The organism is Serinicoccus profundi (assembly GCF_008001015.1).
In the GTDB taxonomy this organism is placed as follows: Bacteria; Actinomycetota; Actinomycetes; order Actinomycetales; family Dermatophilaceae; genus Ornithinicoccus; species Ornithinicoccus profundi.
The window spans coordinates 227,176-246,314 of the sequence record NZ_CP042862.1 but is presented as its reverse complement, the minus strand read 5'-3'; the positions used below and the strand labels follow the sequence as shown (position 1 = coordinate 246,314).

Here is a 19,139-nt window from a genome sequence, read left to right as displayed (position 1 = left end):
GACACCCTATGTCCGGCGCACGGGAGGGGGCGCCACCGGCAGCGTGGCGGGGTGCGCGAACACGTCGGCCGCCTCCGCAACAGGGGTCGTGCGAAGGCGGCCGACGCCGTTACCGCGCTGGGGACGCGGTCGTTCAGCGACCCATCAGCTTGGCGAAGAAACCCCCGCCGGGCCTCGCCGCGCTCTCGTGCCCACCACACCACTGCCCGGCCGGGACCCCGCGCCTGACCTGGTCGACGTGCTGTCCGCAGCCGGCCCAGGTGGTCTTGCCGCAGGTGCTGCAGGTGATGGCTCGGCACATGTGAGAACCCTCCTCGATCCTTCCGACGCCAGGTGGCGTCCGTGGAATTCTACGATACCCCCCTGGGTATCCGTCAAGGGCGCACGAGCCACACGGGCTGGTAGGTCGACAGGTAGACCGAGCCGTCCGCCGACAGGCTGGGCGGGTAGCCGTTGAGCGCGTCGATCGTCTGGTCCACCGGCAGGCCGAGCTCCCGGACCCACCACCCCGGCACCGTGCGCGGCGTCGCGGTGAGGTTGTAGAGCTGGACCATCGGGCCGACCGGGTGGCGGCGCACGACGACGAAGACCGCAGGGTCAGGGGCGGCGACGACCTCGGCCGCGACGCTCGCGTGCAGGTGCGGCAGGCCGGAGCGTGCCCGGGCGAGCTGCTGCATACCCCTGAGCACGCGTCCTGGCGCGGAGCCCGGGGCGGCCGCCGCCTCGGCGACCGCCTGGGCGTCGAGGCGTGGGCGGTGCACCCACCGGTTGTCCGCGGCGGTCTCCGGCGCCTGCGCCCACGCGTCGTCACCCAGGCTCGCGACCTCGTCGCCCGACCAGATCACCGGGATGCCGCCGAAGCCGTAGACGACGGCATAGCCGAGCAGCAGCCGGGCGACGGCCTCGTCGACGGCGCTCGCCGCCTCCTGCGCGCCCTGCTCGTCGATGGCGCGCTCGGTGAGCTCCAGCGCGCGCTCCAGGCCGGCCAGGCTGGCCGCCGACCCGGAGATCCGCTTGTCGCCGGTCGCCGGGTTGTGCTGGAAGACCAGACCGGTGGCCCAGGAGCCCGGGAACTCCCCGGAGTAGTAGTCGGAGAGGAAGGTGCGGTGCCCGTGGCCGTCGACCATGACCGAGCGCGCGTCGTCGTCGTCAATGGCCCAGCCGATGTCGTCGTGGCAGCGCAGATAGGTGATCCACGCGGTCGTGGCCGGCACGACGGGGAAGCGACCGAGCGCGTGCGTGGCCAACCGCGCGTCGGCGCTGGCGAGCATCGACCAGATCTGCACCATGAGGCTGTTGTGGTAGGCGAGGTCGGAGACCTTGCCGTGGTGCTGGCCCTGCCCGAGGTAGTGCACCACCTCGTTGGGCCCGACGATCGCCTCGGCCTTGAAGACGAGGGCCGGGGCGGTGATCCGGGCCAGAGCGCGCAGCGCCTGGGTCAGCTGGTGCACCTCGGGCTCGTTCTGGCACTGCGTGCCCATCCGCTTCCAGAGGAAGGCGATGGCGTCCAGCCGCAGGATCTCCACGCCCTGGTTGGCGAGGAAGAGGATGATGTCGGCGAGCTCGGCGAAGACGTCGGGGTTGTCCCACGCGAGGTCCCACTGGTAGTCGTTGAAGGTCGTCCAGACCCAGCCCTGGAGCTGCTCGTCCCAGGTGAAGTTGCCGGGGGCGAAGTCGGGGAAGACCTCGAGCAGGGTCCGCTCGTAGGCGTCCGGCAGCTCCCGGTCGGGGTAGACGTGGAAGTAGCGGCGGTAGTGCTCGTCACCCTCGCGGGCGGCGCGGGCCCACGCGTGCTCGCGGGCGACGTGGTTGAGCACGAGGTCGAGGCAGACGCTGATCCCCCGCTCCCGCAGGGTCGTCGTGAGGCCGCGCAGATCCTCCATCGTCCCGAGGTCGGAGCGCACCGAGCGGTAGTCCGCGACGGCATACCCCCCGTCGTTGGGCGCGGGCCGGGGCTGCAGCAGCGGCATGAGGTGGAGGTAGCGCACGCCGAGGTCACTCAGGTGGTCGCCCAGCCCGGCGACGGCCGCGAGGGTGCCCTCCTCGGTGAGCCGCTCGGCATACCCGGCGTAGCCGACGACGTCCGGGCGCTGGAACCAGTCCGGCTCCAGCGAGCGGCGCTCGTCGAGCAGGTGCAGGTCCTCGCCGCGGTCACGGTATGCCGCCGCCGCCAGCTCGAGGACGCGCGCGGCCAGGGCAGGGGGGTCGGGATAGGGAGTGAGCCCGGCGACGAGGTCGTCCCACCAGCGCGCGACGCGCAGGGCGAAGGTCCTGCGGCGGTGCTCGGCCAGCGGGGCGAGGACGGCTTCGACACGGGCACGGGCGTCCGCGGGGAGTGCCGCGGGCCAGGGGAGGGCGAGGGTCACGGTGTCAGCCAACCACACACGACGCTCGGTGGGGCCGGAGGTGACCATTCACGGCGCTCGGTGAGGGTGAGAGCGACCATCTGCGACGCTCGGTGAGGGTGAGAGCGACCATCTGCGACGCCCGGTGGGGGTGAGAGCAACCATCTGCGACGCCCGGTGAGGGTGAGAGCAACCATCTGCGACGCTCGGTGAGGGTAAGGGCGACCATCTACGACGCTCGGTGGGGAAGAAGGGTCGGGGAGGACGGGTCGGGGAGGACGGGTCGGGGAGGGCGGGTCGGGAGGAATGGGCGCGGGGACGCCGACGGCGACGCTGCGCAGGGCGCAGCGTCGCCGTCTGTGCGTCAGCCCTTGACCGCACCGCTCGTCATGCCACGCACCAGGAAGTTCTGGAGCGTGAAGAAGACGATCATCGGCAGCACCATGGAGATGAAGGCACCCGCGGTCAGGAGCTCGGCGCCCTGACCCTGCGTGCCCAGCAGCTGCTGGAGCTTGACGATGACGGTCGTGTTGTCGTTGGTCAGGAACAGCTTGGCGATGAGCAGGTCGTTCCAGACCCAGAGGAACTGCAGGGTGGCAAAGGCCGCGATGGCGGGGCTCGCCATCGGAGCGATGAGCTTCCAGAAGATCTGGAAGTTGGAGCACCCGTCGATGCGCGCCGACTCGACCACGCTGAACGGCAGCGAGGCCATGTAGTTGCGCAGGGTGTAGATCGCCAGCGGCATACCGAAACCGGTGTGCAGCAGCCACACCGCGAGGTACTGACCGGAGATGCCGATACCCCGCGGACCCAGCACGTCCAGCAGCGGCGCGAAGGCCACCTGGATCGGGATGACCATCACCGCGACGATGCTGATGAACAGGATGTCCTTGCCCTTGAAGTCCATGAACGTGAACGCATAGGCCGCGAAGGCCGCGAACATGATCGGGATGACCGTCGCCGGCACCGCCACGAGGATTCCGTTGAGGAAGGCACTGCCGAGGTCGAGCTGGGCGATGACCCGCTGGTAGTTCTCGGTGGTCCAGCCACCGACCCAGAGAGCCTCCCACCAGCCGGAGGTAGCGGCCACCTCGCGCTGGCGCAGGCTGGTGATGAGCAGGCCCAGGGTGGGCACCGTCCACAGGATCACCAGCAGCAGCATGACCACCATCGAGAAGGGGCTGCGCTGCCGCCCGTCCTTCATCCGGCCGGTCCCACGGACCTTCCGGGGCGCGGCGTGGGTGTCGCGCTCGCTCACTGTCGTGGCGCTCATCGCATGGCCTCCTGCTCGCGGAACTGCCGGACCTGGTAGATGAGGATCGGGATGACTGCCATGAGCAGGATCACCACGATCGCGCTGGCCAGACCCGCCTGACCGCGGGCGAACAGCTGGTTGAAGAACATGTTGGCCACGACGTCGGTCTCGTTGCGCCCGTTGGTGAGGACGTAGACGATGTCGAAGACCTTCATCACCAGGATTAGCACGGTGATGAAGACCGTGATGATCGTCGCCTTGATCTGCGGGATGACGACCTGCCAGAAGATCTGCCACTCCGAGGCGCCGTCGATGCGTGCGGCCTCGATGGTGTCCTCCGGGACGCCCTTGATGGCCGAGCTCAGCAGGACCATCGCGAAGCCGGTCTGCAGCCAGACGAGGATGACCATGAGGAGCAGGCTGTTGAGCCGGCCCGTCTCGATGGACAGCCAGTCCTTGGGCTCGCCACCGAACTGCTGGACGATGGCGTTGAGCATGCCGGTCTGCGGACGGCCCGGCGCCTGGTAGGCGTAGACCTGGGTCCGCCAGATCGCCGAGGCTGCCACGAAGCTGATCGCCATGGGCAGGAAGATGAAGCTCTTGGCCCACTTCTCGCTCTGGGCGGACAGCTTGTCGGCCAGCACCGCGACCACAACGCCGAGGGCGACGGTGACCGCGGGGACGACGGCGATCCACAGGACGTTGTTGAGGACGGCGGACCAGAAGGCACCGTCACCGAACAGCCGCGTGTAGTTGTCCCACGGCGGCTCGGCATAGGCCGTGCTGTCGCGGTTGGCGAAGCTGTAGTGGATGGTCTGGAGGGTGGGGTAGAGGAGCATCAACCCGATGAGGCTGTAGCCCGGCAGCAGGAAGGCGTAGGGGATCAGCCCGTGCTCCAGCCGCCGCGGCAGCGCCTCGACGGTGACATTGATGAACCAGAAGAGGGTGGCGGCGCCACCCACTCCCGCGATCAGACCGAGCACACCCATGAGGATCTTGCTGTCGAAGAACCAGTTGGGGTAGTAGGCGAAGGCGAGGAAGAGGTTGAGCATCAGCCACAGCGTCACGGCGACCCCGAGGACGCCGAAGAGCAGCTTGCCCGCCTGCAGACCCTGATCGCTCGGGACGGTCGCCTGCGGTGGAGCGTCGTCGGCCCGCGGGTCGGCCGCGACGACGGTGGTGTCGTCGCCGACCGGCGGGGTGGAGTGCGAGCTCATCAGCCGTCGCTCTCGGTGTCCTCGGACATGGCGTCGTCGGCGGACTCCGGCCAGCCCTGCTCGATGTCGTCGGCGACCTCCTGGGCGGACTTGCTGCCGTCCTGGAACTCGACCATGCCCTTCCAGAACGAGTCCGAGCCGACCTCCTTGGGCATGACGTCGGACCCGTCATAGCGGAAGACGTCGGCGTCGTAGCCGAACTCGGCGATCTGACGGGTCGTCTCGTCCGGGTAGAGCGAGGTGTCGAAGGTGGTGTGCGGGCTCAGCCAGCCACCGCCCTCGGCCCAGGGACCACCGAACTCGTCGGAGGTCATGAACTCCATGAGCGCGATGGTGTCGGTGTCGTAGGAGAAGGCCGCCGCGAGGTCACCGCCGCCCAGGATGGGCTGGCCGTCGAAACCGCCCTCGGCCGGCGGGAAGACGTAGATGCCGATCTCCTCGTCGAGGTTGGCCTGGACGTCCTCGGGGAAGAAGCCGGTGGCGAAGTTGCCCTGTCGCATGAGGTAGCAGCCGGGGTCGTCCTCGAAGGCCGGCAGCATCGCCTCGGCGAACGGGGTCGAGAGGATCCCGGTCGACCCGCCGAGGACGTTGCCCTCCTTGTTGGCCAGCTCGCCGTAGGCCTCGATGGCCGCCACGACGCGCTCGTCGTTGAAGGGGATGCGGTGGAAGATCCAGTCGTCGTAGACATCCGGGCCGTGCAGGCGGAGCATGTACTCCTCCACCCAGTCGGTGCCGACCCAGCCGGTCGCCTGGGCGCTCTCCCAGCCGATGCACCACGGGGCCGCGCCGGTGTCGGAGGCGATCTGGTCGGCCACCTCGCTCAGCTCACCGAGGTTGGCGGGCTCGGTGCTCCAGCCGCCCTCCTCGTAGGCCTTCTTGGGGTACCAGACGATCGACTTGACGGCCATCCGCATGGGGGCGGCGTAGACCCGGCCCTCGTAGCGGGCGGAGTCGAGGAAGCCGGTGACCAGCGAGGACTGGAGGGCGTCGTAGTCGAGGTAGCTGTCGATGGGGACGACCTTGCCGTCCGCGGCCATCTGCATCACGCCACCGGGCTGGGGGAAGAGGCCGACGTCGGGCGGGTCGCCCGAGTCCACCCGGATGAGGATGTTGGTCGTGAAGTCCTGGTCGGAGACGTACTGGACGTCGATGCCGGACTCCTCCTCGAAGGGCGCCAGCGAGGCGTTGAAGAGCTCCTCCTCGCCACCTCCGAAGGCACCCATGATGGTGACGACCCCGTCACCTTCCTCGGGCTCGGCGCCCGCGTCGAAACCCCCGGTCCCGGCCCCTTCGTCAGGATTCTGCAGACACCCGGCCAGGGTCAGCGCGACGGCTGCCGTCAGCGCCGGTGCCGTGGCACGTCGCCACCTCGTAGTCGCCACCATTGGCTCCCTTCTCCATCCGTTCCCATGGCCACCACCTCACGGAAGTGGGGGTGCATCGCATGGGCAACTCTCCGGAACCTAGCGCAGGTCGGGCCCGTTCGGACCCCCCAGCCAGGTCACACTTTGGTCACGGCCACCCCAAGACAACCACGCAGGGCCGCCCATACCTGCCGCTACGTCAACGCCTGGAGCTGTCGCAGTGTCTCCCTCACCCGCGGGCCGAGCTCGGCGTGATCGACCGGCCGCCCGTCGAGGCGCCAGCTGATGACCCGCTGCAGCGTCGGCAGACCACGGCAGCGCAGGCAGACGAGCACCCCTGTCGGCCGCCGGTGACGGTGCACCACGTGCCCGGCAGGGCACCGGCCCTGCCACCGCCCGGGCACGACCGGGCCGTCCGCACCCACGGTGTAGCACCGCTCGCCCGTCGCGCCGATCGACCTGGCGCGGGCACGCCATACCGCGTCGTGGCCGTGACCGTGCCCCACCAGTGCGTGCGCGATCTCGTGCAGCACCGTCTCGCGCACCTGCGCCTCGTCGTGCACGGCCGTGATCGCCCGGCTGAGCGTGATCGTGCGATCGGTGTAGTGGCACGCCCCCGCGCGCACCTTGGCCCGGTCGAAGGCGAAGCCCCACCCGGGCAGTCCGTGCTGGTCCATCAGCCCCCGGGCCAGCCCCCCTGCGTCGATCAGATCCATACGCCGCAGTGTAGAAAGCGGCGCTGACAGACCTGCGGCGTTATCGTCGTGGGTGTGAACCTAGAGAAAGTCGTCTTCGGCTTCTTCGTCCTGCTGGCGGCGACCCTGAACTTCGGCTACGTCCTCGGCGACATCGACAACCCCAAGCTGCACAACGTCTATGAGCTGTATGCCGCGGTCGTCGTCAACATCATCGCGACGATCCTCAAGTTCGGTGACCGCACGCAGATCGGCGCCGTCCACCTGGCCACCTCGCTGGTGGCGAGCATCCAGCTCATCGTGGCCGCGATGGTGTGGATCTGGGCCCGGCACGTCGACCCGGGCGGCCTCACGGGTCAGCACATGAGCAGTGTCGTCTCCATCGCCGCAGGCGCGCTGCTGGCCAACATCGTCTCCATCGTCCTGCTCGTGGTCGAGACGGTCTCCTACCGCCGCCGCTGAGCGGTCGCGACGCCGCCGATGGCCAACCTCCTCCAGCTCCTGGCACGCGGCAAGCCCGCCCGCCCGCGCCCCGACTCGCTCCGGCGCTACCGCGTCGACGTGCCCGCCGAGCTGCCGACGACCGACGCGGTCTTCATGGTGCTGCGTCGCATGCGCACCCCGCTGGTGGTCATCGTCAGCGTCTTCGCGGTCATGACGTTCGGGCTGAGCATGATGCCCGGCACGGAGGAGAACCCCGAGCACCTCACGGTCTTCGACAGCTTCTACGTCATCAGCTACACCGGCCTGACCATCGGCTACGGCGAGGTGCCGCACCCCTTCAGCTACGCCCAGCGCATGTGGGTGACGCTGACGATCTACGTCTCGGTCATCGCCTGGTCCTACAGCATCGGCGCCCTGCTCTCGCTCACCCAGGAGCAGACCTTCCGGCAGGCGATCCGGCTGCAGCGCTTCGGTCGCAAGGTGCGCGGCATCCAGACCCCCTTCGTCCTCGTCGTCGGCTACGGCCAGGCCGGGGAGGCCGTCTGCCGCGCGCTGGAGGACCAGGGTCGCGACTTCGTCGTGCTCGACGAGAATCCGGAACGCATCCAGCAGCTCGCCCTCGACGGCTTCTCCAGCGACCATCCCGGCTTCGCCGCGAGCGGCAGGGACCCCCGCATGCTCGGCCTCGCGGGGCTGGCGCACGACCACTGCGAGGCGGTCCTCGCGCTCACCGACAGCGACGAGACCAACCTGTCGGTCGTCATGACGGTCAACCTCCTGCGCCCCGAGCTCATGGTCATCGCGCGCTGCAGCGACCGCGAGCACGCGCAGCAGATGCACGACTTCGCCGCCGACGTCATCATCAACCCCTTCGACCGGTATGGCGCCTACCTCGTCATGGCGCTGCGGCGCCCCGCGGGCTTCCGGCTGGCCTCGTGGCTCATGAGCAAGCGCGGGTCGGTGCTGCCGCACCGGCTCTCCCACCTCACCGACGGCCAGTGGGTCGTCTGCGCGGACGGCACCTTCGGGTTCGAGGTGACGCGCGACCTCGAGAGCGCCGGTCTGGACGTCATCCTCGTGGACCCCGCGGACGGCCGACCCGACGTCTCCGAGGCCGTCGGCTTCATCGCGGGCGCCGAGTCCGACATCGTCAACATGGCCAACGCCGCGCACGCGCGGATCGAGAACGACCAGCTCTTCATCGCCGTGCGGCAGAACTCCGCGGTCAACGCCGCGCCGCTGCAGGCCTTCGACGCCGACTCGGTCTTCATCCCGACCGAGCTGCTGGCCCGCGAGGCGGTGGCGCGGATCACCTCCCCCAACTACTGGAGCTTCATCGACCACGTCCTGCACGAGGACGACGAGTGGGACCGGCGGGTCATGGACGAGATCGTCGCCGTGGTGGGCGACGAGACGCCCATCTCCACCCGGTTGGACCTCGACTTCACCAGCGCCCCCGCGGTGGTCCGCTGGCTGAGCGAGCACGAGCTGACCCTCGGGGACCTGGTGCGCGACCCCGACGAGCGGGACGTGCGCCTCGCGGTCTACCCGGCCGTGCTCGTCCGGGCGGGTCGACGCATCTTCACCCCGAGCATGGAGGAGACGCTGCGGGAGGGCGACACGCTGCTGCTGCTGGGGCGCGAGCTCGACCTCGGGGTGGTGCGCTCGACCGTCTTCCACGACTCGGCGGTGGAGTATGTCGCGACCGGCCGGGAGGTCGCCACCGCGTGGTTCTTCCGCTGGCTGCAACGGGTCACGGGGCGCCCCAAGGACCCGGCCTCGCGCGGACCGATCCCGCCGCCCGACGCCGAGGAGCCGGGCGCCGAGTAGTCGCGCCGAGTCGTCAGCGGCTGCGGACCTCGACGATGTGGCCGACGACCTTGGGGACCCAGCCCTGCTCGCGGCGCATCCAGCGGACGGCGACGAGGTTGGAGGGGACGACGACGAAGTCTCCGGCGCTCACCGCGAGGTCGGTGCCGAAGACGTCGGTCACGACCTCCCAGGCGAGGTCGGTGTGGCGGTGCAGGTGCTCGCCCACGGCGACGGCATACCGCTGCACGATCGCGTCGTGGTCGCCGGTGCGGTCGGCCAGCCACCCGGCCAGCGCCCGGTCGAGTCCGGCGCTGATCGAGGCCAGGTCGTCGAGGTCGACACCGTCCTGCTGGACCGCGGCGATGCCCGCCTCGATGCGCGCGCGCTCCTCGTCGCCGATCTTGCGCGACTCCGGTGTGAGCGGGAGGTCCTCGACGCTGCTCTCGCCGGGGTCGGGCAGCGCCCGCACCCGCGGCTCGTCGTCGGCCGACCGAGATCGACCCAGGAGGTTGCGGACCTTGCCCAGCCCGACTCCGACACGGCCTCCACGATCACTCATCCTGGCAGGGTAGCGCGCGGCGATACGATGCGCGCCGGACCAACGACAGGCAGAGGCACCGACGCGATGCGCGCAGATATCCAGGCCCTCCGGGCGCTCGCCGTCCTGCTGGTGCTGCTGTGGCACGCGGGGTTCGCGGGCCTGTCCGGTGGGTATGTCGGGGTCGACGTCTTCCTCGTCGTCTCGGGGTTCCTCATGACCCAGATCCTGCTCGCGGAGATCGCCGAGCAGGGGCGGCTGGACCTGCCGCGCTTCTACCTGCGCCGGGCGCGCCGTCTGCTGCCGGCCGCCGGTGCGACCGTGCTCGGGGTCGCCCTCCTCACCCTCACCCTGCTGCCGATCACCCGGTGGCGGGAGGTCGCGGGCGACATCGCGGCCAGCGCGGTCTACGTCGTCAACTGGCGCCTCGCCGAGCGCTCGGTGGACTACCTCGCCGCCGATGCGCCGCCCTCCCCGATGCAGCACTTCTGGTCGTTGGCGGTCGAGGAGCAGTTCTACCTCCTCTGGCCGGTCCTGCTCGGCCTGGCGGTGATGACCGCGGTGCGACGCGGGCGCGGGTCGGCCGCGGGCCGCGCCGCCGCGCTCGCCCTGGTCGTCGGTGCACTGTCACTCGCCTGGTCGGCGTGGTTGTCGCAGGTCGACCCAGGGCGTGCCTACTTCGTCACGACCACCCGCGTCTGGGAGCTGGCGCTGGGGGCAGCCCTCGGGGCGCTCTGGCCGCGCTGGGCCGCCGCTCGCCCCGGTCCGCGGCTCGCCACCGCGCTCGTGCTCACCGGCCTGGCGGCGATCCTGCTCTCTGCGGTGGTCCTGGACACCGCAACCGCCTTCCCGGGGACCGCGGCCCTGACCCCCACGCTCGGTGCCGTCGCCGTGCTGCTCGGCGGCCCCTTCGTGCGACCGGCGGGCGTCGTCCACGGGGCGCTGGCGCTGCGCCCGGTGCAGTGGCTCGGCGACATCTCCTACTCGCTCTACCTCTGGCACTGGCCGCTGCTCGTCGCCGCGGCCGCGGTCGTCGGGAGCGATCCGCTGCCGTGGGGCACCGGCGCGCTCGTGCTGGCGCTCACCCTCCCGGTCGCCTGGCTGTCCTACCGCTACGTCGAGATGCCCTTCCGCGGTCGCCTCTCCCCCGCGCCCCTGCGGGAGAGCGCGCGACGCCTGGCGCGCTGGGTGCTGGGGTATGCCCTCGCCTGCGTCGCGGGCGTCGGTGCGGTCCTCGTGGCGCTGGCGACGCTGGCGCCGGGCGGGCTGCTGTCGACCGCGCCGCCCCAGGCGCAGCAGATCCGGCCCGCCCCGGAGGTCGCCCGCCAGGACGTCTACACCCCGTTCTACGACGGGTGCGACCCGCTGCCCGGCGCCCGGCTCGCGACGGTGTGCGTCGGCGGCGACACCACCAGCGACACCCGCGTGGTGCTGCTGGGGGACTCGCACGCCGTGATGTGGATGCCCGCCCTCGCCGCCGCCGGCGAGCGACGCGGGTGGCGCGTGGAGCTCATGGCCAGGCCGTCGTGCCCGGTGGCCGACGTCATACCGATGCTCGGCGATGACCCCAAGGAGGACTGCTCGCCGTGGCTGGCGGAGGTGACCGAGGCGGTGACGCAGGACCCGCCGGCGGCCGTCGTCACGGCGCAGGTGCCGATCCCCCGGCTCTGGGTCGAGGGCGAGGTGGTCCGCTCCGCGGACGGCCACGAGCTCATGGCGCAGGGCCTGGCCCGCGCGTGGGACGGGTTGCGGGCTGCGGGGGTCCCGGTCGCGACGATCGGCCCGACGCCGCGGTTCGAGGACGACCCGCCGACCTGCGTCGCGGAGCACCTCGAGGATCTCGGCGCCTGCGGGCAGGCACTGACCTCGGCCCTCGCGCCCACCGCGCCGCCGGTGCGGATGGCCCTCGACCAGGCGCCTCAGGTCGAGCTGGTCGACCTCGTCGACGAGCTGTGCCCACAAGGCTGGTGCCCCGCCGTGCAGGGCAGCACCCTGGTGTGGACCGACGACAACCACCTGAGCCGGACCCGCTCGCGCGAGCTCGCCGGGCCGCTCGGTAAGGCGCTCGCGGAGGTGCTCCCCGACCGCCGCTGAGGGCCGATCAGTTGGTCACGACGGCCCACCCGCCCCTATGGTCAGGGTATGTCTGCACAGACCGAGTCCGTCTGGGACTATCCCCGTCCCCCAGCGGTCGACACCAGCGGGGGCGAGCACGTCGTCGTCCGCGTGGCGGGGCAGACGGTGGCCGAGACGGTCGCGGCGATCCGCGTGCTGGAGACCTCGCACCCGCCGACCTACTACCTGCCCCTGGGGTCCTTCGTCACCGGCGCGCTGCAGCCTGCCCGCGACAACCGACGCACGACGTGCGAGTTCAAGGGGTCGGCGACCTATTTCGACCTCGTCGTCGGGGGCACGAGGCTGAGCCGGGCGGCGTGGACCTACCCCGACCCGACCGCGGACTTCCAGGCGATCGCCGACTACGCCGCGGTCATGCCCAGCGTCATCGACGGGGCGACCGACCCCGAGGACGGGTGCTACGTCGACGGCGAGCGGGTCGTGGCCCAGGAGGGCGACTTCTACGGCGGCTGGATCACCTCCCGGGTCAGCGGGCCGTTCAAGGGCGCCGAGGGCACGCACGGCTGGTAACCCGCAGGTCACCCCGCTTGCACGGCGCCTCGACGGGTGGGAGAAGATGAGGGTCGCCCGAACGGGCCGGCCCTGGGGGAGGGTTCGGCTCCGGGCGGACCACGCCGTCCATGGTGGACGGCATACACCCACCCATGAGGAGTGATTCTTGATGCGACGTGCCCTGACCATGGCCACCGTGATGAGCCTGGCGGTCCTCACCGCCGCGTGCTCGGCCGAGGACGAGGGAGCGAGCAACGACACCGCCGCGCAGGAGGAGTCCGGCGAGAGCGCCGCCGCCTCCGGCGAGGAGGGCATGGCCGTGACGGACGACCCCGTCTGCCAGGGCTTCTTCGTCGGCCAGGGGACCCCGCTCAGCGAGCGCGCGGTCACCCAGCGCGAGGTCGTCAGCGCCGGCGACGACCTCGACCCGGTCTCGCTCTCGGAGGTGACCCTGCTCTCCGGGCGCCTCACGGCGCTCGCCGAGGAGGCCGACGAGGAGCAGACCGCCCTGCTGGAGCGCATCAACGCGCCGTTCCAGGAGGTCAACGACGCGGTCGTCGAGGAGGGCACCCGGACCGAGGACGTCATCGCGATCCCCGAGGTCGACGTGGCCGACGCCGAGGCCGCCCAGGGCGAGCTCGAGCAGGCCTGCGCCGCCTGACCCCGCACCCCTGAGGTATGCCGGTGGCCCGGCCCCGGGCCGAAGCGCGTGAGCGCATCGACCGTGGGACCGGGCCACCGGTGCGTCCCCTGGTCGGGGACGGTGAGGGTCTGATCAGCCGATCGAGAGGGTCTGGCCCTCGATGATCAGGTTGGGGTCGTCGAGGCCGTTGGCCTCGACCAGCGCGTTGACGTGCACGCCGTGCTCGGCCGCGATCTCGGCGAGGGTGTCGCCGCGCTGCACGGTGTAGCTGCCCTGGGCCTCGCCGGTCGCCGGGACGAGCATGACGTCGCCCGCGAAGATCAGGGCGCCGCCCTGGGCCAGGTCGTTGAGGCCGACGAGGTCGGACACCGTGGTGCCGTGGTCGCTGGCGATCGTCGCCGTGGTCTCACCGCTCACGATGACGTGCTCGGACAGGTCCGCGGCGGGCGCGGCCGGGGCGGCCTGCTGCTGCGGAGCGGGCTGCTGGGCCGGCTCCGGCTGGACGGGCTGCTGCGGCTCAGGCTGCGCGGGGGCAGGCTCGACCGGCGCGGGCTCCGCCGGGGCGGGCTCGGCGGGCGCCGGCTCGGCCGGGGCGGGCTCGGCCGGGGCCGGGCCACCGGCGGTGAGGCCGGCCTCGACGGAGCAGACGGGCCACGCGCCGGGGCCCTGTCCGGCGAGGACGTTCTCGGCGATGGCGATCTGCTGGTCACGGCTCGCGAGGTCGGCGCGCGCGGCATACTGCGTGCCACCGAAGCCCTCCCAGGTGCTCTGGGCGAACTGCAGGCCGCCGTAGTAGCCGTTGCCGGTGTTGATGCTCCAGTTGCCGCCGGACTCGCACTCGGCGACGGCGTCCCAGGTGGCGCCGCTGGCGGCCTGGGCGGATCCGGCCGAGACGGTGCCGGCGAGCGCGGCGAGGCCGGTCGCGGCAGCGAGCACGCCGAGACGGCGGGTGCGGGTTGCACGGTGCTTCATGGTGAAAACCTCACGGGGTCGAGTACAGGGGAAACGGCCACAGGCTCCCCCGCGACCACTCTCCACCGTGGGGGCGAAGTCTGGGTATGCCACTCACGTTGCGGTCAGACTCCGTTCAGGGAACCCGCACGCACCTCGCTGACCAGCGGCGATCCGCGCCGGGGTGAGTCTGCTCACACCGCCGTCCTGGCCCGTCTCAGGGGGTGAGCGCGTCCACCCAGGCCCGGCGATGCTGCGCGATGAAGTCCGTTGTGGCGCTCCAGTAGTCGCCGTGGCCGTCGGCATACATCGTGCCCCAGGGTTCGCGTCCCTCCAGGTGCGAGCTGTGCAGCAGCTCCCACATCGCCTGCGCGCGCTGCACCATGAGGTCGGGGAGGGCGGTGCGAAGGTCCGGGTCGGCGCCGTAACCGTCGACGAAGGCGGTGAGCCTCCGGACGCAGGCCTCCGCCTCCGCTCCCGGGACGAGGTGGGCGAAGGTGAGGGCCGAGTAGGCGAGGTCCCAGGAGCGGCTGCTCGGGCCGGCGGCGTCCCAGTCGATGAAGACGAGGCGGTCGCCGTCGACGACGAGGTTCCACGTGGCGAGGTCGTGGTGGCACAGGAGCTCGGTGTAGGGGGCGGGGAAGACCACCGCCTGCCAATCCTCGGGCACCGGGAGCCGGGCGCTGGCGTCGTGGATGCGCCGGACGAGGGCACCCACCCGGGTCAGGGTGTCGAGCGGCAACGGGGCGAGGTCGATGGCCATCGTCCCGGGGACGAACTCGAGGACGAGGCGCCCTTGCTCGTCGGCGCCGTAGGTGCGGGGCACGTCGATGCCGGCCTCGCGCAGGGCGTCCATGAACTCCACCACCCGTGCGGTGGAGGGTTGCCAGGGCTTGCGCACGGTGTCGCCGACCCGCACGACCGCACCGGAGGCGTTGCCGCCGTGCAGCACCTCCTCGTCCGCGCTCAGGGCCCGGCCCCGGGTCCGGGGTCGTCCACGCCGACGACCGGCAGGTGGCGCCAGACACCCTCGGAGACCACTGTCACCTCGCCGTCGACGACCTGGAGCGCGGTCTGGTCGTCCAGGGCGTAGGCGGGCACGCCCAGCGGCGCGGCCCACCGGTCGGCGCCCTCCATGGGGTTCATGCCGACGTGCGGATAGATCGAGAAGTCGACGAGGCCGAGCGTCTCGTCGCTCCAGCCCTCCGGCCGCCAGGTGACGAAGGGCTCGCCGATGCGCGGGGTGAGCACCATGCTGCCGGCGCTCAGCCCCACCCAGACCGTGTCTGACAGCTCCGGCAGGAGGTCGGCGAGGCCGGACTCACGCATCCAGTGGGCGAGGTAGGTGGCGTCCCCGCCGTCCACGAGGAGCACGTCGGCCTGCTCGACCCAGGGCACCCAGCGCTCACGGGGCACGCTGGGGAGCGCCGTGAGCTCCAGCAGACCGACGGATCGCCACCCGAGGCCGCACATCGGCGCCGAGGATGCGCCGGTGACGAAGCGCCAGGCCGACTCCGGGCCGCACATCGGGTGACCGTAGGCGGCGGTGGGGATCGCCAGCGCGGTGCACTCGGCGACGGGCTTGCCGAGGAGATCCACGAGGGCCCTCTCGATGCTGGGGTTGGTGACACCACCCGACGTGAGCAGGATCTTCATACCCCTCCCTTCCTCGGTCGTGCCCTCTCGACGATGACGCCCGCGCGACACCGGCGAGTGTGCCAGAGGCGACCGACAGGCCCGCCTCACCCGCGCACCGCCTCGACGCGCTGGATCCGGCCGACGAGGTTGGCGTTGAGCTCGGCCAGATCCACGGCGGGGATCCGGTACCCACGGATCCTCCGCCCGCCGACCTGCGTGACGGCATACCGGCTCATGAACCCGGCCTCGACCTCACACCGGGTCACCCAGCCCGTGCCGGGGTCCGGGCCGCTCCCCTGCTGCCCGAGGGCGTGCGCATCCTCGCGCCGGAGCACGGTGATGAGCCTCGGCTGGTCTGCGGGGGCGCGGCGGCCACTCGCGCCACCCGCTCTCCTCGACGAGGCCCAGCTCCTCGGGCCCGACCGGCCGCCACAGCTGGACCGGCGCACCCTCACCCAGGGCGAGGTCCAGCCTCGCCTCCCAGCCCGAGGTGGCGAGGTCGACGGCGGTCGCCTGCGTGTTCATGAGGACGTCGCGCCAGTCGAGGTCGGCGAGGCGGAGCGCCTGCCGGACCCGCTCGGCGTCACCGCCCGCCCCGATCACGGAGGCGGCCTGCACCCGCTCCGCATACGGCGCGTCCTGAAGGAGACGCACGAGGTCGTCGGCGGCGGCGCCGAAGTCCCGGCGCACACGTCGTTCGAGACGAGCAGAGGTCCTGGTCATGGCGACCAGTGTGGTGCCCCGACACGGGTCGGGGTATGCCCGGCCATCTGCGGACTCCCGGGTGCGCCTCGACCTCGAGCCCTGGCTCACCGGAGCCGCACCCCGACCTCGCCGGCGACAGCCTCGACCATGCGGGTGAGGCGCTCGGTCCGGGTGGGCATGGAGGTGCGGTAGTGGTGCAGCGTGAGCAGGCCCGGGCCGACGAAGGCCCAGGCGCGCGCTCGACACCAGGTCGCGTCGTCCGCCCCCGCGGACGCGCGGAAGAGGTCCCGCGCCGGGGGGTCGAACATGCTCCAGGCATAGAGGAGGTCCACGGACGGGTCGCCCACTCCGGCGCCACCGAAGTCGATGAGCCCTGCCAGGCGACCGTCGGGGCTGGTCAGGACGTTCTCCGACGAGACGTCGGTATGCACCAGGCCGGGTGGTCGCGTCGCGGCAGGGACCTCCCGCAGGCGCCGCCACGCCTCGCGCACCGCTCCGGGATCGAAGAGGTCTGCCAGCGCGGCCGCAGCCTGGTCGGCCCACCCGTCGATCGTCCCGGTGACCGGCTCGCCGCAGCGATAGCCCCAGTGCTCCGCACCGGCCGGGGCTCCGTCGGTCTCGATCGCGTGGAGGCTCTGGAGAGCCGCTCCGAGGGTCAGGGCGAGCTGTCGCTGCTGCGCCTCGTCGAGCTCGAGCGGGAGATCCCCCTCCACCCACGAGACGACGCTCCAAGGGCGAGGAAAGAATGGCGTGGGCTGCCCGACCGCCACGACGGTCGGCACCGGGACCGGCAACCCGCATGCCACATGCGGCAGCCACCGCAGCTCGTTGCGCAGGTCCGCGGCATACCCGTCCGTGCGCGGCATCCGCACAGCCATCGTGTCCCCCAGGCGGAAGACCCAGTTGCTGCTCCCGGAGGTGTCACTCGCGGCCACGGGGAGGTGTGCCAGCCCGGCGACCTGCTCCCGCAGCAGGCGGGTGACCAGGCCGGCGTCAGGCGCCGCCGGGCGCGGTGCAGGGAAGGCTGGATCCACCATCCCCATCATGGTCCTCACCTGCCAGCAGGCAACTACATTTCGGTCGTGGTCGTGACATCGCCCTCATGCCGATGTCCGGATGCTTGCTCTGGCGCGGCGACGGACCGCCGGACACGCCAAATATGGGTTGTAGGCCGACGTCTCACATCACGCCGTGGAAGACGTTTCTAGGGGTTCTGGAGCCACCTGAGCATCCGGTCAGAACCCGCAAGTTGGTCTCTGACGAAGCAACGTTCGTTTCTCGTCGCCGGAAGGCTGACGGCGAGGTCCGGAGGCGTGGTGATCCCTCGGGCCGAACCAGCTTGCTCGACGAACCTCTCATGAGATCGACCACCCCGTCGGCACGGAGTGGTATACAAGGGGTCATCATCACCTGCAGGAGGGAACGACCATGGCTGACAAGATTGTCTTTATCGCCTTCGCTAAGGAGGACGAGAGGACTCGAGACCTGTTCGTTGGGCAGCGAAAGTTGGGCACAACGCCCTATGACTGGACCGACATGAGCGTCAAGAAGCCCTACGATGAGGAGTGGAAGGAGCGCGTTCGCACTCGCATCCGCCGCTCCAATGGCGTGATCGCACTCATTAGCAGCAGCACGCCGCAGGCAACCGGGGAGCTGTGGGAAATCGAGTGCGCCCGCGAGGAGGGCAAGCCACTGCTTGGCATCTGGATCGAGAAGGGCTACAGGACCAAGCCTACTGCGATGGGTTCAGCCCCCTGTAAAGAATGGACTTGGGAGAACGTCGGCAATTTCATCGACGGACTGTGACGTGCTGCGCCGCGCCCTCGTTGTTGGTATAGATAACTACTTGAGATTCAAGAACCTTGGCGGGTGCGTCAACGATGCCCATGCCCTAACACCGTTGCTGGCCCGAAACGAGGACGACTCTCCAAACTTTGACGTACGGACTCTAACCGCATCCGTTGGTGGCGCGGAGCTCGTGGGCCGAGACGCGCTTCTCGATGCGCTCGACACGTTGTTTGGCCCAGGCGTAGACATGTCGCTTCTGTACTTCGCAGGCCATGGAGCGCCAATCCGCGACAATGGGGATGTGACCCTGGTCACTTCTGACGGAACGAACGGCACGCCGGGTGTTCGCTTCAGTGAAGTCTTGGAACTGGTTAACGGCTGCGCTCAAGAAGTCACTGTGGTCCTGGACTGCTGCTTCGCAGGTGCCGCGGGCAGCCTTCCTGCTGCAATGAGTCCTGCTGCTGTTCTGCGCCAGGGCGTCTCCCTCCTGACCGCCAGCCGGGCAGACCAAACCTCAGCGGAGACACTGGATGGGCGGGGACAGTTCTCCGCCTACCTCGAGGGAGCCTTGGAGGGCGGAGCGGCCGACGTGTTGGGTCACGTAACTGTTGCCGGCCTCTACGCGTACCTTTCAGAGGCGTTTGGGGCATGGGACCAACGACCCATGTTCAAAGCCAACGTAGACCGGCTTCAGGACATCCGGCGGTGCGATCCATCTGTCCCATTAGCTACGCTACGAAAACTGTCAGAGTGGTTTCCTGGTCCTGAAGACATCTTTCCACTGGACCCGAGTTACGAGCCAGACAAGAGTCAGTCCGGACTGCCTCCGCACCTGGACAATGAAACGGTCTTCAAACAACTGCAAAGGTGTGCCTCGTCGAAATTGGTCGAACCTGTAGGGGCTGAGCACATGTACTTCGCGGCTATGCAGAGCGAAGGGTGTCGCCTGACGCCACTGGGTCGGCACTACCGCCATTTAGCCGAAGGGGGTCGCTTTTGATCGTTTACGGGATCACGGGACATCAAAAGGCGCCCGCTGAGACCTGGACGCTTCTATCCATACGCCTTGGTGATCTGCTTAGCGGCCAATCCGTCACGGGCGTTTCAAGTCTTGCC

The 19,139-nt window shown here is 70.3% G+C and carries 19 protein-coding genes; 7 read left to right on the top strand and 12 right to left on the bottom strand.

The window, feature by feature from the left end:
• Positions 1–374 precede the first annotated feature (374 nt).
• From FA582_RS01130 to FA582_RS01110, 5 genes are all read right to left on the bottom strand, one after another.
• Entirely contained in the window at positions 375–2,366 is a 1,992-nt protein-coding gene (locus FA582_RS01130; RefSeq protein WP_033228851.1) for an alpha-amylase family protein, read from the bottom strand.
• A 343-nt stretch (positions 2,367–2,709) separates the two neighbouring features.
• Positions 2,710–3,618 (bottom strand): carbohydrate ABC transporter permease, encoded by a 909-nt coding sequence (locus tag FA582_RS01125; protein ID WP_010145896.1) that lies wholly within the window; start codon positions 3,616–3,618, stop codon positions 2,710–2,712.
• Positions 3,615–4,817 carry a carbohydrate ABC transporter permease gene (locus tag FA582_RS01120; RefSeq protein ID WP_010145897.1) on the bottom strand — a complete coding sequence of 401 codons (1,203 nt, stop codon included), beginning with the start codon at positions 4,815–4,817 and terminating at the stop codon, positions 3,615–3,617. Before FA582_RS01120 ends, FA582_RS01125 begins: the two co-directional genes overlap by 4 nt.
• Complete coding sequence (locus tag FA582_RS01115) at positions 4,817–6,202, bottom strand: ABC transporter substrate-binding protein (RefSeq protein WP_010145898.1); 1,386 nt, start codon at positions 6,200–6,202, stop codon at positions 4,817–4,819. The genes FA582_RS01120 and FA582_RS01115 overlap by 1 nt, the downstream gene beginning before the upstream one ends.
• Positions 6,203–6,375: 173 nt before the next feature.
• Positions 6,376–6,897, bottom strand: coding sequence for a SprT-like domain-containing protein (locus FA582_RS01110; protein ID WP_010145900.1), 522 nt, complete (start codon positions 6,895–6,897; stop codon positions 6,376–6,378).
• A 54-nt stretch (positions 6,898–6,951) separates the two neighbouring features.
• On the opposite strand from FA582_RS01110, the gene FA582_RS01105 reads away from it, so the two are divergent.
• Both FA582_RS01105 and FA582_RS01100 read left to right on the top strand, forming a co-directional pair.
• On the top strand, positions 6,952–7,338 hold the full coding sequence (locus tag FA582_RS01105; RefSeq protein WP_010145901.1) for a DUF6394 family protein: 387 nt from the start codon (positions 6,952–6,954) through the stop codon (positions 7,336–7,338).
• An 18-nt stretch (positions 7,339–7,356) separates the two neighbouring features.
• Positions 7,357–9,150 carry a potassium channel protein gene (locus FA582_RS01100; RefSeq protein ID WP_010145902.1) on the top strand — a complete coding sequence of 598 codons (1,794 nt, stop codon included), beginning with the start codon at positions 7,357–7,359 and terminating at the stop codon, positions 9,148–9,150.
• 13 nt (positions 9,151–9,163) lie between these two features.
• On the opposite strand, the gene FA582_RS01095 is transcribed toward FA582_RS01100, so the two are convergent.
• Entirely contained in the window at positions 9,164–9,691 is a 528-nt protein-coding gene (locus FA582_RS01095) for a DUF3806 domain-containing protein (protein ID WP_010145903.1), read from the bottom strand.
• Between the two features lie 66 nt (positions 9,692–9,757).
• On the opposite strand from FA582_RS01095, the gene FA582_RS01090 reads away from it, so the two are divergent.
• The 3 genes from FA582_RS01090 (at position 9,758) to FA582_RS01080 (ending at position 12,959) form a co-directional block, all read left to right on the top strand.
• Positions 9,758–11,764, top strand: a complete 2,007-nt coding sequence (locus FA582_RS01090) for an acyltransferase family protein (protein WP_010145904.1) — start codon at positions 9,758–9,760, stop codon at positions 11,762–11,764.
• 48 nt (positions 11,765–11,812) lie between these two features.
• Complete coding sequence (locus FA582_RS01085) at positions 11,813–12,316, top strand: DUF427 domain-containing protein (RefSeq protein WP_010145905.1); 504 nt, start codon at positions 11,813–11,815, stop codon at positions 12,314–12,316.
• 151 nt (positions 12,317–12,467) lie between these two features.
• Complete coding sequence (locus tag FA582_RS01080) at positions 12,468–12,959, top strand: hypothetical protein (protein ID WP_010145906.1); 492 nt, start codon at positions 12,468–12,470, stop codon at positions 12,957–12,959.
• Positions 12,960–13,073: 114 nt separating this feature from the next.
• Here the strand turns inward: FA582_RS01080 and FA582_RS17350 are convergent, their stop codons facing one another.
• From FA582_RS17350 to FA582_RS01055, 6 genes are all read right to left on the bottom strand, one after another.
• A complete protein-coding gene (locus FA582_RS17350) occupies positions 13,074–13,913 on the bottom strand; it encodes a LysM peptidoglycan-binding domain-containing protein (RefSeq protein WP_010145907.1) in 840 nt (279 codons plus the stop codon).
• 196 nt (positions 13,914–14,109) lie between these two features.
• The gene (locus FA582_RS01070) at positions 14,110–14,844 is read right to left on the bottom strand and encodes a phosphotransferase (RefSeq protein WP_010145908.1); all 735 of its coding nucleotides are present in this window, start codon (positions 14,842–14,844) and stop codon (positions 14,110–14,112) included.
• A gap of 14 nt (positions 14,845–14,858) precedes the next feature.
• On the bottom strand, positions 14,859–15,548 hold the full coding sequence (locus FA582_RS01065; protein ID WP_010145910.1) for a Type 1 glutamine amidotransferase-like domain-containing protein: 690 nt from the start codon (positions 15,546–15,548) through the stop codon (positions 14,859–14,861).
• 86 nt (positions 15,549–15,634) lie between these two features.
• The gene (locus FA582_RS16860) at positions 15,635–15,796 is read right to left on the bottom strand and encodes a hypothetical protein (RefSeq protein ID WP_170264306.1); all 162 of its coding nucleotides are present in this window, start codon (positions 15,794–15,796) and stop codon (positions 15,635–15,637) included.
• The gene (locus FA582_RS16855) at positions 15,783–16,253 is read right to left on the bottom strand and encodes a hypothetical protein (RefSeq protein WP_238705456.1); all 471 of its coding nucleotides are present in this window, start codon (positions 16,251–16,253) and stop codon (positions 15,783–15,785) included. The genes FA582_RS16860 and FA582_RS16855 overlap by 14 nt, the downstream gene beginning before the upstream one ends.
• An 86-nt stretch (positions 16,254–16,339) precedes the next feature.
• A complete protein-coding gene (locus FA582_RS01055; RefSeq protein ID WP_010145912.1) occupies positions 16,340–17,272 on the bottom strand; it encodes an aminoglycoside phosphotransferase family protein in 933 nt (310 codons plus the stop codon).
• A gap of 391 nt (positions 17,273–17,663) precedes the next feature.
• Between FA582_RS01055 and FA582_RS01050 the strand changes: the two genes are divergently transcribed.
• Together FA582_RS01050 and FA582_RS01045 are read left to right on the top strand one after the other, a co-directional pair.
• The gene (locus FA582_RS01050) at positions 17,664–18,041 is read left to right on the top strand and encodes a TIR domain-containing protein (RefSeq protein WP_010145913.1); all 378 of its coding nucleotides are present in this window, start codon (positions 17,664–17,666) and stop codon (positions 18,039–18,041) included.
• Position 18,042: 1 nt separating this feature from the next.
• On the top strand, positions 18,043–19,023 hold the full coding sequence (locus tag FA582_RS01045; RefSeq protein WP_010145914.1) for a caspase family protein: 981 nt from the start codon (positions 18,043–18,045) through the stop codon (positions 19,021–19,023).
• Positions 19,024–19,139 lie beyond the last annotated feature (116 nt).

Excerpts from the sequence above, each read along its gene's own strand:
- FA582_RS01125 (WP_010145896.1), bottom strand. The coding sequence starts at position 3,618 with ATGAGCGCCACGACAGTGAGCGAGCGCGACACCCACGCCGCGCCCCGG.
- FA582_RS01120 (WP_010145897.1), bottom strand. The coding sequence starts at position 4,817 with ATGAGCTCGCACTCCACCCCGCCGGTCGGCGACGACACCACCGTCGTC.
- FA582_RS01115 (WP_010145898.1), bottom strand. The coding sequence starts at position 6,202 with ATGGTGGCGACTACGAGGTGGCGACGTGCCACGGCACCGGCGCTGACG.
- FA582_RS01110 (WP_010145900.1), bottom strand. The coding sequence starts at position 6,897 with ATGGATCTGATCGACGCAGGGGGGCTGGCCCGGGGGCTGATGGACCAG.
- FA582_RS01100 (WP_010145902.1), top strand. The coding sequence starts at position 7,357 with ATGGCCAACCTCCTCCAGCTCCTGGCACGCGGCAAGCCCGCCCGCCCG.
- FA582_RS01095 (WP_010145903.1), bottom strand. The coding sequence starts at position 9,691 with ATGAGTGATCGTGGAGGCCGTGTCGGAGTCGGGCTGGGCAAGGTCCGC.
- FA582_RS01090 (WP_010145904.1), top strand. The coding sequence starts at position 9,758 with ATGCGCGCAGATATCCAGGCCCTCCGGGCGCTCGCCGTCCTGCTGGTG.
- FA582_RS01085 (WP_010145905.1), top strand. The coding sequence starts at position 11,813 with ATGTCTGCACAGACCGAGTCCGTCTGGGACTATCCCCGTCCCCCAGCG.
- FA582_RS01080 (WP_010145906.1), top strand. The coding sequence starts at position 12,468 with ATGCGACGTGCCCTGACCATGGCCACCGTGATGAGCCTGGCGGTCCTC.
- FA582_RS17350 (WP_010145907.1), bottom strand. The coding sequence starts at position 13,913 with ATGAAGCACCGTGCAACCCGCACCCGCCGTCTCGGCGTGCTCGCTGCC.
- FA582_RS01065 (WP_010145910.1), bottom strand. The coding sequence starts at position 15,548 with ATGAAGATCCTGCTCACGTCGGGTGGTGTCACCAACCCCAGCATCGAG.
- FA582_RS16855 (WP_238705456.1), bottom strand. The coding sequence starts at position 16,253 with ATGACCAGGACCTCTGCTCGTCTCGAACGACGTGTGCGCCGGGACTTC.
- FA582_RS01055 (WP_010145912.1), bottom strand. The coding sequence starts at position 17,272 with ATGGTGGATCCAGCCTTCCCTGCACCGCGCCCGGCGGCGCCTGACGCC.
- FA582_RS01050 (WP_010145913.1), top strand. The coding sequence starts at position 17,664 with ATGGCTGACAAGATTGTCTTTATCGCCTTCGCTAAGGAGGACGAGAGG.